Source organism: Streptomyces sp. NPDC020299 (assembly GCF_044387825.1).
Lineage (GTDB): Bacteria > Actinomycetota > Actinomycetes > Streptomycetales > Streptomycetaceae > Streptomyces.
Map to the genome: position 1 here is coordinate 75,773 of NZ_JBIRWL010000005.1, position 13,693 is coordinate 89,465.

At 72.7% G+C, this 13,693-nt stretch carries 9 protein-coding genes; 5 read left to right on the plus strand and 4 right to left on the minus strand.

The window, feature by feature from the left end; all coding sequences use genetic code 11:
• Positions 1 to 31 precede the first annotated feature (31 nt).
• On the plus strand, positions 32 to 1,405 hold the full coding sequence (locus ACH45E_RS14715) for a HEAT repeat domain-containing protein (protein WP_361438983.1): 1,374 nt from the start codon (positions 32 to 34) through the stop codon (positions 1,403 to 1,405).
• Between the two features lie 79 nt (positions 1,406 to 1,484).
• Here the strand turns inward: ACH45E_RS14715 and ACH45E_RS14720 are convergent, their stop codons facing one another.
• Both ACH45E_RS14720 and ACH45E_RS14725 read right to left on the minus strand, forming a co-directional pair.
• Positions 1,485 to 1,976: a peptidylprolyl isomerase gene (locus tag ACH45E_RS14720; RefSeq protein ID WP_361438981.1), complete on the minus strand. Its 492-nt coding sequence runs from the start codon at positions 1,974 to 1,976 to the stop codon at positions 1,485 to 1,487.
• 74 nt (positions 1,977 to 2,050) lie between these two features.
• Positions 2,051 to 4,378 carry a GH92 family glycosyl hydrolase gene (locus ACH45E_RS14725; protein WP_361438979.1) on the minus strand — a complete coding sequence of 776 codons (2,328 nt, stop codon included), beginning with the start codon at positions 4,376 to 4,378 and terminating at the stop codon, positions 2,051 to 2,053.
• 153 nt (positions 4,379 to 4,531) lie between these two features.
• Between ACH45E_RS14725 and ACH45E_RS14730 the strand changes: the two genes are divergently transcribed.
• Positions 4,532 to 5,035: a hypothetical protein gene (locus tag ACH45E_RS14730; protein ID WP_361438977.1), complete on the plus strand. Its 504-nt coding sequence runs from the start codon at positions 4,532 to 4,534 to the stop codon at positions 5,033 to 5,035.
• Between the two features lie 34 nt (positions 5,036 to 5,069).
• On the opposite strand, the gene ACH45E_RS14735 is transcribed toward ACH45E_RS14730, so the two are convergent.
• Positions 5,070 to 6,308, minus strand: a complete 1,239-nt coding sequence (locus ACH45E_RS14735) for an FAD-dependent oxidoreductase (RefSeq protein WP_361438975.1) — start codon at positions 6,306 to 6,308, stop codon at positions 5,070 to 5,072.
• Positions 6,309 to 6,421: 113 nt separating this feature from the next.
• Between ACH45E_RS14735 and ACH45E_RS14740 the strand changes: the two genes are divergently transcribed.
• On the plus strand, positions 6,422 to 9,682 hold the full coding sequence (locus ACH45E_RS14740; RefSeq protein ID WP_361438973.1) for a BTAD domain-containing putative transcriptional regulator: 3,261 nt from the start codon (positions 6,422 to 6,424) through the stop codon (positions 9,680 to 9,682).
• Between the two features lie 66 nt (positions 9,683 to 9,748).
• Positions 9,749 to 11,164, plus strand: a complete 1,416-nt coding sequence (locus tag ACH45E_RS14745; RefSeq protein ID WP_361438971.1) for an FAD-binding oxidoreductase — start codon at positions 9,749 to 9,751, stop codon at positions 11,162 to 11,164.
• Here the strand turns inward: ACH45E_RS14745 and ACH45E_RS14750 are convergent.
• The gene (locus tag ACH45E_RS14750) at positions 11,130 to 12,284 is read right to left on the minus strand and encodes a CapA family protein (protein WP_361438969.1); all 1,155 of its coding nucleotides are present in this window, start codon (positions 12,282 to 12,284) and stop codon (positions 11,130 to 11,132) included. The genes ACH45E_RS14745 and ACH45E_RS14750 overlap by 35 nt on opposite strands.
• 84 nt (positions 12,285 to 12,368) lie before the next feature.
• On the opposite strand from ACH45E_RS14750, the gene ACH45E_RS14755 reads away from it, so the two are divergent.
• The gene (locus ACH45E_RS14755; RefSeq protein WP_361438967.1) at positions 12,369 to 13,685 is read left to right on the plus strand and encodes a phosphoribosyltransferase family protein; all 1,317 of its coding nucleotides are present in this window, start codon (positions 12,369 to 12,371) and stop codon (positions 13,683 to 13,685) included.
• Positions 13,686 to 13,693: the final 8 nt, after the last annotated feature.

Consider the following 13,693-nt stretch of genomic DNA (forward strand, 5'->3'; position numbering starts at 1 on the left):
CATGTCAGACCCCACGGCTAGGGTGCCCGCCATGGACAAGGGACTGCTGACCGAAGAACTCTCCGGTTCCTTCGACCGCACCCGGTCGGCTCGCGACTCCCTGGTGGGGCAGGGCGCGGCCGTGGTCGCGGCGGTGCTGGACGTGCTCTGTGACGAGGGGTCACCCGTCGACTGGACGGTCCCGGCGGACGTGTTGTGCAGGATCGGGGAGCCCGCTCTCCTCCCGCTCGCGGAGGCGGCCGTGTCGGCGGGCTCGGCGGAGGCGGCCCGGAGGGTCGCGTGGACCCTGGGGCGACTGGAGGTGGGCCGTCCGGGGGTCTACGCATCGCTGTTGAGGCATAGGGACGCGGGGGTGCGAAGTGCCGCGCTCTCCGCCTTCCAGGGGGAGGGCGAGGCCGCGTCGGCCGTCATGGAGCAGTTGATCCCGCTGTTGGGAGACCCGGAACCCGAAGTCCGCCGGCGAGCGGTCCGGGTGTTCAAGGGGATCGGCACCGGAGCCGTCCCGAAGCTGCGGCGGCTGCGGCGAGAACCCGCCCCCGGCCCCGGGATCCGGGCGGGGGCCCTGGAGGCGCTGGCGGCCATCGGCGGGCCGGCCGTGCTCGACGACAGGGACCAGGAGGTGTGGCGCAGGCTGACGCGGATCAAGCGGCTGGACGAGATCCCCGCAGGCATGCACCTGTGCGGATCCTGGTACGCGGTTCCGAGCGTCGACCAGAACGCGGTGCTGGCGGCGTTCGACCTGGGCGACCCCGAGCCGGTCACACTCCGGACCGGCGCCGCGGCCTGGAACCACGACCGCCACCACTACTGGGAGCGGGCCCGCCCGCACCGCCGCTGCGCACGGGCGTTCGTCAGCCCGGCACTGGACGGCTGGACCCTCGTCTTCGGCGACTCGTCCCAGGACACTCACCGCATCGAAGAGGCGGACGACCGGGAGCGGACGATGCCGGACGTCGTGCGCGGGCGGTGCGCGGACCTCAGCCGCCGGTTCGGCGCCGCTCATTGGTACGGAATGAGCTGCGGGGACGGCTGGACGGCCTGGTGCATCGCCGAAGACGGCGAAGTGGTGCGCCACTACGACGCGTTCGCCGCCGCGGAAGGCGGGGACGAAGGCCCCGCGCACCTGGCCGAAGCCGGCTGTCTCCTGCCGCACCAGGACGGTATCCCCGCCGGTGCCTTCGACGGCGTCGGTTTCTCCGACACCGAGGAGTTCGTCGCCTGGTGCCGCCGCGTCAAGGAGGAACACCGGATACCCGACACCTGCTACGCCAAGGACATCGCCGCCCGGCTCTCCGTCGATCCCGGAGCACTGGGGGCGCACACGAGGGTCGAGGGCTCAGGAGTCCTGGCGCTCACCGCGTGCGGGCGAGAGCTCGGCCACCCGGCCGGAGCTCTCCCCGTGTGACCCCGCCGCGGCAGGGTGCGGGCCGGTTGACCCGCCCGGAGAACGGGCGAGAACCGGCCCGCGGCACCGGCGGCGCCGACTAGACCGTGCCGCTCGCGGCGATCGTGACCTTGCCCTTGGGCGATCCGCTGCCGCTGCCGAGGGCTTCGATCTGGTCGACGAGCTCCTGGCCCTCGACGACCTCACCGAAGACCACGTGCTTGCCGTCGAGCCAGTCCGTGACGACGGTGGTGATGAAGAACTGCGACCCGTTGCTGTGCGGGCCGGCGTTCGCCATGCTCAGCAGGTAGGGCCGGTCGTGCTTGAGGTTGAAGTTCTCGTCCTGGAACTTCTCGCCGTAGATGCTCCGGCCGCCGGTGCCGTTGCCCCGGGTGAAGTCGCCGCCCTGCAGCATGAACTGCGGGATGATCCGGTGGAAGGAGGAACCGGCGTAACCGTAGCCGTTCTGGCCGGTGGCCAGCTCGCGGAAGTTCCTGGCCGTCTTGGGCACGACCTCGTCGAAGAGCTGGAAGACGATCCGGCCGGCCGGTGCGTCGTTGATGGTGATGTCGAAGTAAACGTTCTCGCTCATGGCGATCAACCTATCGTCAAGCAGCGCCCGGCGTTCCCGGAGGGCATGCCCAAGGGCGTCCCGTGTCGGCGCGCTCAGTTCAGCGGAGGCGGTCCGGCCTGGGCGTTCGTGCCCCACCCGGACGGCTCGGAGCCGACCGTGAACGCGAGCGACCGCATGTGCCGCAGGTCGTGCGTCGTCAGATACGTACGCGCGTAGGAGGAGCCGTCGACGCGGGCCGACCGGATGTAGCGGCGGGCGTCCGAGGTGCCGGGTGCCGTGACCGTGAGCGACCCGTGGGGGTAGTAGCGCCGGTCGAGGGTGAGGTCGACGCGGTCGAAGACGGGTGTGGACAGTCCCCAGGTGTCGTCGCCGGGCTGCACCGGGAAGAGACCGATCGACGACAGCACGTTCCAGGCGGACATCGTGCCGAGGTCGTCGTTGCCGGTCATGCCGGTCGGGTTGTCCGTGAAGAGGGTCAGCGCGGCGTGCACCACGTCGGTCGTCTTCCACGGCTCACCCGTGGAGAGGTACGTGTAGGGCGCGATGAGGTCGGGCTCGTTCTGCGGGTTGTACTTGTCCGCGTTGTAGTAGTCGTACGGACCGTTCACCCATACCTCGCGGGCGGTCCTGGCGGGGTCCCGCACGAGCTGGTCGTAGGCGAAGAATGAGTCGAGCCGGTCGTTGGCCGCCTGCTCGCCGCCGATCAGGGCGACCATGCCCGGCAGGTCCTGCGGCACGAGCCACTGGTACTGCCAGGCGGTGCCCTCGTGGAATCCCTCGCTCCGGGCCGGGTCGTCCGGCCCGGTGAAGGCACCGGAGGCGTCCCGCGCGCGGAAGAAGCCGGTCGAGGCGTCGAATATCCGCCGGTAGTTCTGCGCACGGGCGGTGTAGCGCGCCGCGTCGGCGTCATGGCCGAGGCCGCGGGCCATCTCGGCGAGCATGGCGTCCGACAGGGCGTACTCCAGTGTCGCGGACGCGCCGTGGTCGTAGTCCGAGTCTCCTGGCTTCGCGTGCGGGCGGCCCTTGACGTACGGGGCGAAACCGTCGGCGATGTAGGCCTCGTTCGCCTCGCGGCCCACGGCCGGCGAGTCGGCGGGCGGCACCCCGTCGGCGTTCTTCCTCAGTGCGCGATAGGCCCGTTCCTCATAGCCCTTCAGCAGGCCCTGCTGGTACGCGTTGGTGAGGAACGGGGTCACCGGGTCGCCGGTCATGATGTTCGTCTCGACCGTGCCGTACCCCCACTTGGGCAGCCAGCCGCTCTCCTCGTCGATCTTGATCACGGATATCGCCATGTCCCGGGCCTCACGCGGCGCGAGCAGCGACAGGAGCTGGGACTGGGTGCGGTAGGTGTCCCACAGGGACCAGTTCTGGTAGTACGTGAAGCCCCGCGCGCGGTGGATCCTCTGGTCCCAGCCGGTGTAGCGGCCATCGGCGTCGCCCCCGATGTTCGGCGCGAGGAAGGACCGGTACAGGGACGAGTAGAACGTACGGCGGAGGGTGTCGCCGCCGCCTCGCACCCGCACGTCGTCGAGCCGGTCCTCCCACGCCCGCCGTGCCGCGTCGCGTACCCGGTCGAAGGAACGGCCGCCCTCGGCGCGGAGGTTGACGGCGGCGCCGTGCGCGTCGACGTACGACAGGGCGGTGGTCGCCTCGACGGTCCGGTCCCCGGTCGTGTCGAAGCGGACGTACGCGCCGTCCCGGCCGCTTCTCGACCCGGCGGTGACCTCGGCGCCGTCCCAGGTGCCGTACGCGGTGAACGGGCGGTCGAAGCGGGTGATCGTGTAGACGGTGTACGGCTTGGTGTCCTGGCAGAACCCGCTGCCGGTGATCGCGGTGCGCACGGTCCGGTTGTCGAGGACCTCGACCTTGCTCGCGACCGTCCGGTGCAGCGACTGGCCCGCGTTGAGCAGGACGTCGGCCTTGTCCGTCGCGGGGAAGGTGTAGCGCTGTACGCCCGTGCGCGCGGTCGCGGTCAGCTCGGCGTCGATGCCGGTCCCCAGCCCGACCTTGTAGTAGCCGGGGCTCGCCTTCTCGGTGTCGTGGCTGAACTCGGCCGCGTAGGTCGCGTAGTCGGTCTCCGTGACGTCGCCGGTGGTCGGCAGTACGGGGAGATCGCCGCCCAGGCCGCAGCCGACGCCGGAGAGATGGACGAGCGAGAAGCCCCGGATGTGGTTCTGGGCGTAGTCGTAACCGGTGTTGTGCCCGGTGTCCGGCGACAACTGCACCATCCCGAAGGGCACGGCGGCGCCGGGGTAGGTGTTGCCTTCGTTCTCGGTTCCGATGAACGGGTTGACGAGGTCCGTGAGTCGACCGCCCGGGTCGGCCGCCGCCCCGGCCGCGGGCGCGGTGAGGGCCCCGCCGAGGAGAGCGACCGCTGCGATCACCGTACCCGCACCGCGAATGCGCTGAGTCCATCTCATGGGCGTCCGACCCCTCCCCTGGACAACGTTGTCAGAGCGGCGCGCTCATTCTTCGGGTTCTGCGTGTACTCGTCAAGAGTGGGCGCGGGCAACGGAGTTCCGCGTGCGGACCCGTCTCCACCCGCCCCCGACGGTCCTGGCACACTGCACGGCATGACGACCCTGACGCCCGCTCGCGCCCTCGTACTGCTCTGGAGTGGCATCACCTGCCTGGTCGTGGTGGCGGGCGGGGTGCTGGGCGCGCTCCTCGGCGGCTGGACGGCGTCGGTCCTCGCCGGTCTGTCGGCCGGAGCCGTCTGCTTGACCGGCTCCGTCTTCGTGCGGCGGCGTGTCATGGCCAAGTTCGCCGTGGCGGAACAGGAGGCGATGGCCCGCGGCTATGCCGAAGGCCTCTCCCATGGCCTCCTCACCGTCGTCGCCCAGTACGAAGCGGCCGTCTTTCCCCTGAGCGTCGGGGGAGTGACCGCCGAGGAGCGATTCGCCCGTCGCGGCGCCGCGTACCGGATCGCCGCCGAGGCCGCACTGCCCACCCCCGTACGCATGGCCGCTGCCGACGTCCTGGCGGCACTGGACGAAGCGGACCCGCACCGCTCCCGGGACGCCATCGGCAAGCTCCTCTCCGCCGTCAACCCTGGAACGGCGGGCCCGGCGGAATAGACGCTCGGGGGGAGTCCGCTCCCTGGGCAGGGGCCTACTGCTTACGGACCGCCGCAGCCGGTGGACGCTCTCGGAGTGCGCCGTATCCGATGAAGTACGCGGGGAGGCGGCGTACGAACCGTGACCCGGCGAGCAGACCCGCCACGTGCCGCGCCCTGTCGACGCTGCCGAGCGGTGGCTGCCCCTGGAGGACGGGGGCGATGACGCGGGCGTGGGCCACCCGCTGGAGGGTCTGTGTGACGACCGTGGTGGGACGGCGACGGCGCTGCACACCGCGTACGTCGCGCAGTCCCACCCGCTCCTGGCGCAGCGGCTCGACCAGGTGGCGGGCGGCGGCCACGGCGTCCTCCACGGCGAGATTGATACCGATGCCGAAGACCGGGGACATCGCGTGCGCGGCGTCGCCGATGCACAGCAGGCCGGGGCGGTGCCAGCGGCGCAACCGGTCCAGGCGTACGTCGAGGAGCTTGACGTCGTCCCACGAGCGCAGGTGATGCGTCCGGTCGGCGATCCAGGGAACGGCGGCGGCGTAGTCGGCGAGGAAGCGGTCGAGGCCGGCGGCGCGGCGCCGGCTGTCGGTGCCCTTGGGGATGAGCGCGGCGCACTGCCAGTAGTCCCCGCGGTCGATCATCGCGGTGAGGAAGCGGTCGCCGGCGCCGCCGACGAGTCCGCGCGGGTCCTCCGCACGCCGCGGCAGCCGGAACCACCACGCGTCCATCGGGCAGTTGAAGCGGCGCCGTCCCAGTTCCGGCAGTGAGCGCGCCAGTGATCCGCGGCCGTCGCAGGCGACCGTGAGAAGGGCACGCAGCTCGCCGCCGCGGCCGTCGCAGGTGCGGTAGCGCACCCCGGTCACCCGCCCGCCCTCCATCAGGAACGAGGTGGCCTCGGTGTGCATCCGCAGCCGGAAGGACGGCTCGCGTCCCGCCTCGTCCGCGAGCAGGTCCAGCAGATCCCATTGGGGCACCATGGCCACGTAGTTGTACGGGCCGCGCAGCACCGCGAGGTCCGCGACCGTGACGTTCGACCGGCCGGTCCCGACCGGCAACTGGACGGTGTGTACCCGGCGTTGCGGCAGCCGGGCGAAGCGCTCGGCCAGCCCCAGGTCGTCCAGCAGGGCCAGCGTGGACGGATGCACGGTGTCGCCGCGGAAGTCACGCAGGAAGTCGCCGTGTTTCTCCAGCACCGTCACGTCGATGCCGGCCCGGGCCAGCAGCAGTGCGAGCACCATGCCCGCGGGGCCGCCCCCCACTACGCAACACGTGGTCCGCTCCATTGCCGCCCTGCCCTCCAGCCTCCAGGAGAGTCGAATTCATCGCTCGGTGAATAGTGTAGTCCACCGACGGGTCCCCGATCGGGTCAGGCGGTAGCCTGCTCGTGAGGGCAGCCATGGCCGACGAAGTACGCATCCGGCTTCTCGGCGGTTTCGCCGTGACGGTCGCGGACCGCCCGGTCGCCGCCGGGGCCTGGCGGCTGCGCAAGGCCCGCAGCCTGCTCAAACTCCTGTGCCTGGCACCGGGCCACCGGCTGCACCGGGAGCGGCTGTACGACCTGCTGTGGCCGGACCTCGACCGGACGGCCGTGTCGAACAACCTGCACCAGGTGCTGCACGCCGTGCGGCGCGCGCTGGCCGCCACGGGGGCGCCCGGCGATGTCGTCGTACTCCGCGACGACATGGTGCTGCTCGGCCCCGACGGCGGCGTGCGGACCGACCTCGACGAACTCGACGAGGCGGTACGGCGCGCGTCGGACGGCGGCGGGGCGGCGGACTACCGTGCCGCGCTCGCCCTGGCCGACGCCGGGCTGCTGCCCGAGGACCGTTACGAGCCATGGGCCGACGAGGCGGCCGCCGCGTTGGAGACCCGGCGTACGACGCTCAGGCTGGGGCTGGCCGAGGCGCTCGAGCACGACCACCGCGCGGCCGAGGCCATCGACGTGCTGCACACCCTGATCGCCCAGGACCCCCTGGACGAGCCCGCCCACCGGGCGTTGATGCGGGCTCTGGCGGACGCCGGGCGGCGCCGGGAAGCGCTGGCCGCCTACGAACGTCTGCGTGACGAGCTGCGCCGTGACACCGGCGCCGACCCCGACCCGCAGACGCGCCGCCTCTTCCGTGACCTGCTGGCCGACTCGGTCGAGGCACGGGAACAGCGCCCCGAGGTCCCACGGCACCGCCTGCCGACGCCGGCCACCGCCCTCATCGGCCGGGAGCGCGAGACGGCCGAGGTGGAGAGGCTGCTCGAACGCAGCAGGCTCCTGACCCTCACCGGGGCCGGCGGCTGCGGCAAGACCCGGCTCGCGCTCGCGGTGGCGGCCCGGCGTGGGGACCGCTTCCGGGACGGGGCGTGCTTCGTGGACCTCGCCGCGCTGACGGAACCACACCTGGTCCCCGAGGCGGTCGCCACAGCCCTCGGAGTGCAACTGCCGCCGTCCGGTGGGGCCCACCGAGCGCTGATCGCACAACTCGGCGGCCAGGACCTGCTGCTGGTGCTGGACAACTGCGAACACCTCGTCGACACCTGCGCCGCCCTGGTCTCGGACATCATGGCCCACTGCCCGGGCGTGTTCGTGCTCGCGACCAGCCGGGAGCCGTTGCGCAGCTACGGGGAACGCACCTTCAGGGTGCCGTCCCTGTGTCTTCCGGACCCGCGCCGGCTGCCCTCCGTGGCGGAGCTGGGCCGGTTCGCCTCCGTTCGGCTGTTCGTGGAGCGGGCCGCCGACGCGGCCCCCGGATTCCGGCTGACCTCGCAGAACGCCGAGGCCGTCGCACAGATCTGCTTCCGGCTCGACGGAATGCCCCTGGCCCTGGAGCTGGCGGCGGCCCGGGTGCCCCTCCTGGCCCCGCGTCAGATCGCCGAACGCCTGGACGACGCCCTGGCCCTGCTCGGCCGGGGCAGCCGGCACGGCGTGACCAGGCAGGAGACCCTGCTGGCCACCCTGGAGTGGAGCCATCGGCTGCTCGACGACGACGAACGGCGGCTGCTCCGCCGGCTCGCCGTCTTCGCGGGCGGCTTCACGCTCGCCGCGGTCGAGCAGGTGTGCGCCGACGGCACCCACCACACCCCGGTGCTGGACCTCCTCGGCAGGCTGGCCGACAAATCCCTGGTGGGGGTGGAGCCCCGGCAGGACGAGGACGAGGACGAGGACCGGGACGAGGAAGAGGAAGACGCACGCTACCGGCTGCTGGAGACGATCCGGCAGTACGCCGCCGAGCGGCTGCGGGCCGCCGGGGAACAGGCGGCGACCGAGGCCCGCCACCGGCGCTACTACCTGGAGCTCGCCGAGGCACGGGACCGCGAGCCGCCCACCGGAGTCTGTGGAGCGACCTCCCTGGAACTGGAGGCCGACTACGACAATCTCCGGGCCGCCCTGCGCTCGTTCCTGCGCCACGAACCGGACGACGCGCTGCGTCTGGCGGTCGCCCTGCGATCGTTCTGGCCCGAACGCGGGCGCCTCGCCGAGGGCCGGCGCCGGCTGGACGACGCCCTGGCCGCCGCGCCGGCGCCCACACCGCAGCGGGCGAGAGCACTGATGGGGAAGGCCGTACTCGCCATCCGCCTCGGTGACGGCTCCCCGCTGGAGGACATCGGCGCGCAGATCGTGGCGATCCACCGGCGCGGGCCGGACCCGGCGGCGCTCTCGCACGCCTACTACCAGCAGGCCGTTCTGCTCTGGATGCGCGGCGCCTGGGAGCGCGCCCGCACCGCCCTCGACCGGGCCCGCACCCTCGCCCGCGAGGCGGGCGAGACGCCGGTCCTCGCCGTCGCCGCGCACCTCGAGGCCGTCTGGGCGGTCTGCCGCGGCGAGGGTCCGGCGGCCCGCGCCGCCTGTACCGAAAGCCTCCGGCTGCTGGCGGACGCCGAACCGGGCAGCGGCCCGTTCTTCCCGGTGATGACGCCCGGGTACGCGGTCCGGGACGACGAAGCGGGGCAGGTGTCGCTGCTCTTCGAGGAGACGGTGCTCGCCGGCCGCACGGTCGGCCCGTCCCGGGCCCGCGGCTACGTCCTGGCGAACCTCGCGTGGGCGGCCCGACTGGAAGGAGACCCCGGCGCCGCCACCACGGCGGCCGAGGACAGCGTCGACTGCTTCCGCTCGCTGGCCGACCCGCACGGGGAATCCCTGGCTCTCAACACCCTCGGCAACATCCACCGAAGCCGGGGCGACCACGACGCGGCGCGCACGTACCTCGACACCGCGCTGGCGATCAGACGCCGCCTCGGTGACCGCCGGGAGGAAGGCATCACCCTCGGCTGCCTCGGCCTGCTCCACCTGGCCGTGGGGGACACCGGGAGCGCGGGGGCCGCCGTCTCCCGCGCCCTCGCCGGATTCGAGGAGACCGACGACATCCCGGGCATCACCAACAGCCTGCTCCACCTCGGCCTGGTGGCCCGGGCGGCGGGCGACCCGGCACGAGCCCGGACCCTGCTGACCCGTGCCCAGCGGCTCGAACAGATCGCCGGGTCGATCCCCGCCGCCGGATGGGTCGCCCTCATGCTGGCGCGGCTCCAGTGGGAGGCGGGTGACCGCGACGCCGCCGGGGGGTCGGCCGCCCGGGCCGGCGAACTCTTCGCCGGCCTCGGTGACAGGCGCGGCACGGCCGTGCTGAGGCGCGTGCTGCCACGGACGCCGACCGCGCAAAGCCGCTGCTGAGTGAGTGCTAAGAGACGCTGCCTACGGTCATGGACATCAGCGCAAGACACTCAGAACGAGGAGCCGATGATGTCGATCGACACGGCAAAGGGCGTCCTGGGCGACGCCACCATCGCCGAACTGGAGGCGGGCCTGCGCGGCACCGTCGTCCGCCCCGGCGACGCCGGCTACGACCAGGCCAGGGCGGTCTGGAACGGAGCCCACGACAAGCACCCGGCACTGATCGTGCGCTGCGCCGGGACCGCGGACGTGATCCGCGCCGTCGAGTTCGCACGCAGCCAGGACCTGCGCGTCGCCGTGCGCGGCGGTGCCCACAGCATCGCCGGGTTCTCGACCGTCGACGACGGCATCGTCATCGACCTGTCGCCGATGAAGGGCGCCATCGTCGACCCCCGCAGCCGCCGCGTGGTCGCCCAGGCCGGCCTGACGTGGGGTGACCTCGACCAGGAGACCCAGGCCTTCGGCCTCGCCGTGACCGGCGGCCTGGTCTCCTCGACGGGCATCGCCGGCTTCACGCTCGGCGGCGGGGTGGGCTGGCTGCTGCGCCGGCACGGGCTGGCCTCCGACAATCTGACGGCGGCCGAGGTCGTCACCGCCGACGGCCGCGTGGTGCGTGCGGACGAACACGAGAACTCCGAACTGTTCTGGGCACTGCGGGGCGGCGGCGGCAACTTCGGTGTCGTCACGTCGTTCGAGTACCGGCTGCACCCCGTCGGGCCCCAGATCCTGGGCGGCCTGATCGTCTACCCCCTCGCCCAGGCCCGCCAGGTGATCACGGGCTGGCGGGAGCTGATCGCGGACATGCCCGACGAGCTGACCACACTGATCAACCTGACGACGGCACCTCCGCTGCCGTTCCTGCCGCCCGAGGTGCACGGCACCCGCGTCCTGGTGCTCGTCGGCATGTACGCCGGCGACCCCGCCGCCGGTGAGCCGGTCGTCGGTCCGCTGCGCGGGCTGGGCACACCCATCGCCGACCTCATGGGCCCCATGCCGTACACCGGCATGCAGTCGATGCTCGACCCGCTGTGGACGGCCGGCTCGCACAACTACTTCACGTCGGCGTTCATCGAGCCGTCCGACGCCACGGTCGACGCCCTGCTGCGCCACCACCTGGAAACGCCCACGCCCTCCAGCGAACTGCACCTGCACCAACTGGGCGGCGCCTACGCCCGCGTACCCGCCGACGCCACGGCCTTCAGCCAGCGGGAGCCGAGCGTGCTGTGCAACGTGATCGCGCGATCCCCCGACGCGACGGACTTCGACGCCCACGTCGCGTGGGCCCGCGACACCCGCAAGGACATCGCACATCACGGCCACGGGACCATGTACGTCAACTTCACCGGCGACGCCGCCGAGGACAGGGTGCGGGCCTCGTACCCGGACGCCGTCCACGACCGCCTCGTGCGGGTGAAGGACACCTACGACCCCACGAACATGTTCCGCCTCAACCAGAACATCCGCCCCTCGGCGGCGGCATGACCGACGACGGCGGCCGCAGCAGGAGCGTGCCGTCCGGTTCGCGGACCACGTGCGACCCGAAGTCGCGGCTGCTGACCCGGTCCAGAACGGTCCGCAGCCACTCCGCGTCGGCACGGGAGGCCTGTACCAGCCGCATCCGCCGCGCCAGGAGCGGCACCATCCGTACAGCGGCCGACGCGCCGGTGTCCGGGTCCGCCGCGACCAGGTACAGCAGCCGCAGATCGTCCCGGTAGCGCTCGTAGCCGCTGATGCCCTCGTAGTCGTCGACGAAGTCGCCGCAGCCGTACAGGACCGGCTTGCCCCGGTAGACCTCCATGGGGCGCGGATGGTGCGAGGAGTGCCCGTGCACGAGGTCCGCCCCGCCGTCGATGAGGGCGTGGGCGAAGCCGACCTCGTCGCGGGAGACGCCGTAGCCCCAGTTCGCCCCCCAGTGGACCGAGACGACCGCGAGGTCCCCCGGCCGCTTCACCTGCCGGACACGGCCGGTGATCCCGGCGGCGGCAGCATCGGACGGCTCGGCCAGGAAGGCCACACCGCCGCGCTCGCCGGTCGCCGCCCACCCGTGCGGGATGCCGCTGGACGCCATCCCGTACGAGAAGACCAGCACCCGGCCCCCGCCGTCAACCGGGATGATCGCCGGCCGTATCGCCTCGCCCACGTCCCGGCCCGCCCCGGCCGTCCTCAGTTTCGCGCCGGCCAGGGCGCCGAGCGTCTCGTCGAGTCCGCCGGGCCCGAAGTCCAGCACGTGGTTGTTGGCCAGGACGCAGACGTCGGGGCGGGCGGCGGCCAGGCAGGGCAGGTTGGCGGGGTTCATCCGGTAGTGGACCGCCTTGCCGGGCGCGAACCGGCCGGCCCGCGTGACACTGGTCTCCAGATTGACGATCCGGGCGTCGGGCGCCGCCTCGTCCAGGATCCGCAGGGCGTCGCCCCAGGGCCAGGAGAAACCGACCGGCCGGGGAATCGCTCCGTTCACCGCCTCGGCGAGCTCGACGTAGGCACGGGCGTCACGGATGTACGTCTCCCGCAGCGCGGGGTCCCCGGGGTGCGGAAGGATCTGATCGACACCCCGGCCCAGCATCACGTCACCGCAGAGGAACAGGGTGACCAGGCCCCCGCGCATAATCCCAGGCTAAGCGGTCGTCCGGCTTTGCCCACGGCGGGAACATGGAAGGCGGGGGCGCAGGCGCCGACGAGGAGGCCGGTCATGTTCTTCACGGATCGTCTCGACGCGGGGCAGCGGCTGGCCTCCCGGCTGGCGTACCTCAGGAACGAGAACGTGGTGGTGCTGGGGCTCCCCCGAGGAGGGGTTCCGGTGGCGGCACAGGTCGCCCGGGAGCTGAACGCCCCGCTGGACGTGTGCCTGGTACGGAAGCTGGGGGTGCCGTACCAGCCGGAGCTGGGCATGGGGGCGATCGGGGAGGACGGTGTCCGGGTCATCAACGACGAGGTGCTGCGCGGCGCGCGGGTCACGCGGGAGGAACTCGCCGAGGTCGAGGACCGCGAGCGCGAGGTGCTGGAGTGGCGCGCCCGGCGGTACCGGGGTGAGCGGGAGCCGGTCGGCCTGGCGGGGCGGACGGTGGTCGTGGTCGACGACGGTGTCGCCACCGGGGCGACGGCACGGGCGGCCTGCCGTATCTCCCGCGCGCGAGGAGCGGCGCGGATCGTGCTGGCCGTGCCCGTGGCACCGCACGACTGGACCGAGCGGCTGGGCGGGGAGGCGGACGATCTGGTCTGCCTGGACACGCCCAGGCGCTTCTACGCGATCGGCCAGTTCTACGACGACTTCTCCCAGCTCGGCGACGACGAGGTCATCACCCTGCTGGAACAGGCCGCGGGCCGGCCGCGCGGAAGGGCCGCGGACAGCGTGCCACCGGACCGGGAGGTCGACATGGCCGCCGGCGCCCTGCGGCTGCGCGGGGATCTGACCGTGCCCGACGGCGCGACCGGCCTCGTGGTGTTCGCGCACGGCAGCGGCAGCAGCCGCCGCAGCCCGCGCAACCGGTTCGTCGCCGCCGGGCTCAACCAGGCCGGCCTCGGCACCCTGCTCTTCGACCTGCTCACCCGGGACGAGGAGGGCGACAGGGCCAACGTGTTCGACACCGACCTGCTGGCCGGGCGCCTGGTGGACGTCACCACCTGGCTGCGCGGACAGCCCGAGTGCGAAGGGCTCGCGGTCGGATACTTCGGCGCCAGCACCGGCGCGGCCGCCGCCCTGTGCGCCGCCGCGGAACAGGGCAGGCGCATCGCGGCGGTCGTCTCCCGCGGCGGCAGGCCCGATCTGGCCGGGCCGCGCCTGCCTGCCGTGGCGGCCCCGACCCTGCTGATCGTCGGCGGCCACGACCAGACGGTGCTCGGCCTCAACCGCCGGGCCCAGGCCCAGCTGCGCTGCGAGAACCGGCTCGCGGTCGTCCCCGGTGCCACCCACCTCTTCGAGGAACCCGGCGCCCTGGAGGCGGTCACCGACCTGGCCCGCGACTGGTTCACGGATCACCTGGCCCCGGCAGCCCACGCCGCGGTGTGAAGCGATCA

Coding starts and splice junctions, on each gene's coding strand:
- ACH45E_RS14755 (WP_361438967.1), top strand. CDS start 12,369: ATGTTCTTCACGGATCGTCTCGACGCGGGGCAGCGGCTGGCCTCCCGG.
- ACH45E_RS14715 (WP_361438983.1), top strand. CDS start 32: ATGGACAAGGGACTGCTGACCGAAGAACTCTCCGGTTCCTTCGACCGC.
- ACH45E_RS14730 (WP_361438977.1), top strand. CDS start 4,532: ATGACGACCCTGACGCCCGCTCGCGCCCTCGTACTGCTCTGGAGTGGC.
- ACH45E_RS14740 (WP_361438973.1), top strand. CDS start 6,422: ATGGCCGACGAAGTACGCATCCGGCTTCTCGGCGGTTTCGCCGTGACG.
- ACH45E_RS14745 (WP_361438971.1), top strand. CDS start 9,749: ATGATGTCGATCGACACGGCAAAGGGCGTCCTGGGCGACGCCACCATC.
- ACH45E_RS14750 (WP_361438969.1), bottom strand. CDS start 12,284: ATGCGCGGGGGCCTGGTCACCCTGTTCCTCTGCGGTGACGTGATGCTG.
- ACH45E_RS14735 (WP_361438975.1), bottom strand. CDS start 6,308: ATGGAGCGGACCACGTGTTGCGTAGTGGGGGGCGGCCCCGCGGGCATG.
- ACH45E_RS14725 (WP_361438979.1), bottom strand. CDS start 4,378: ATGAGATGGACTCAGCGCATTCGCGGTGCGGGTACGGTGATCGCAGCG.
- ACH45E_RS14720 (WP_361438981.1), bottom strand. CDS start 1,976: ATGAGCGAGAACGTTTACTTCGACATCACCATCAACGACGCACCGGCC.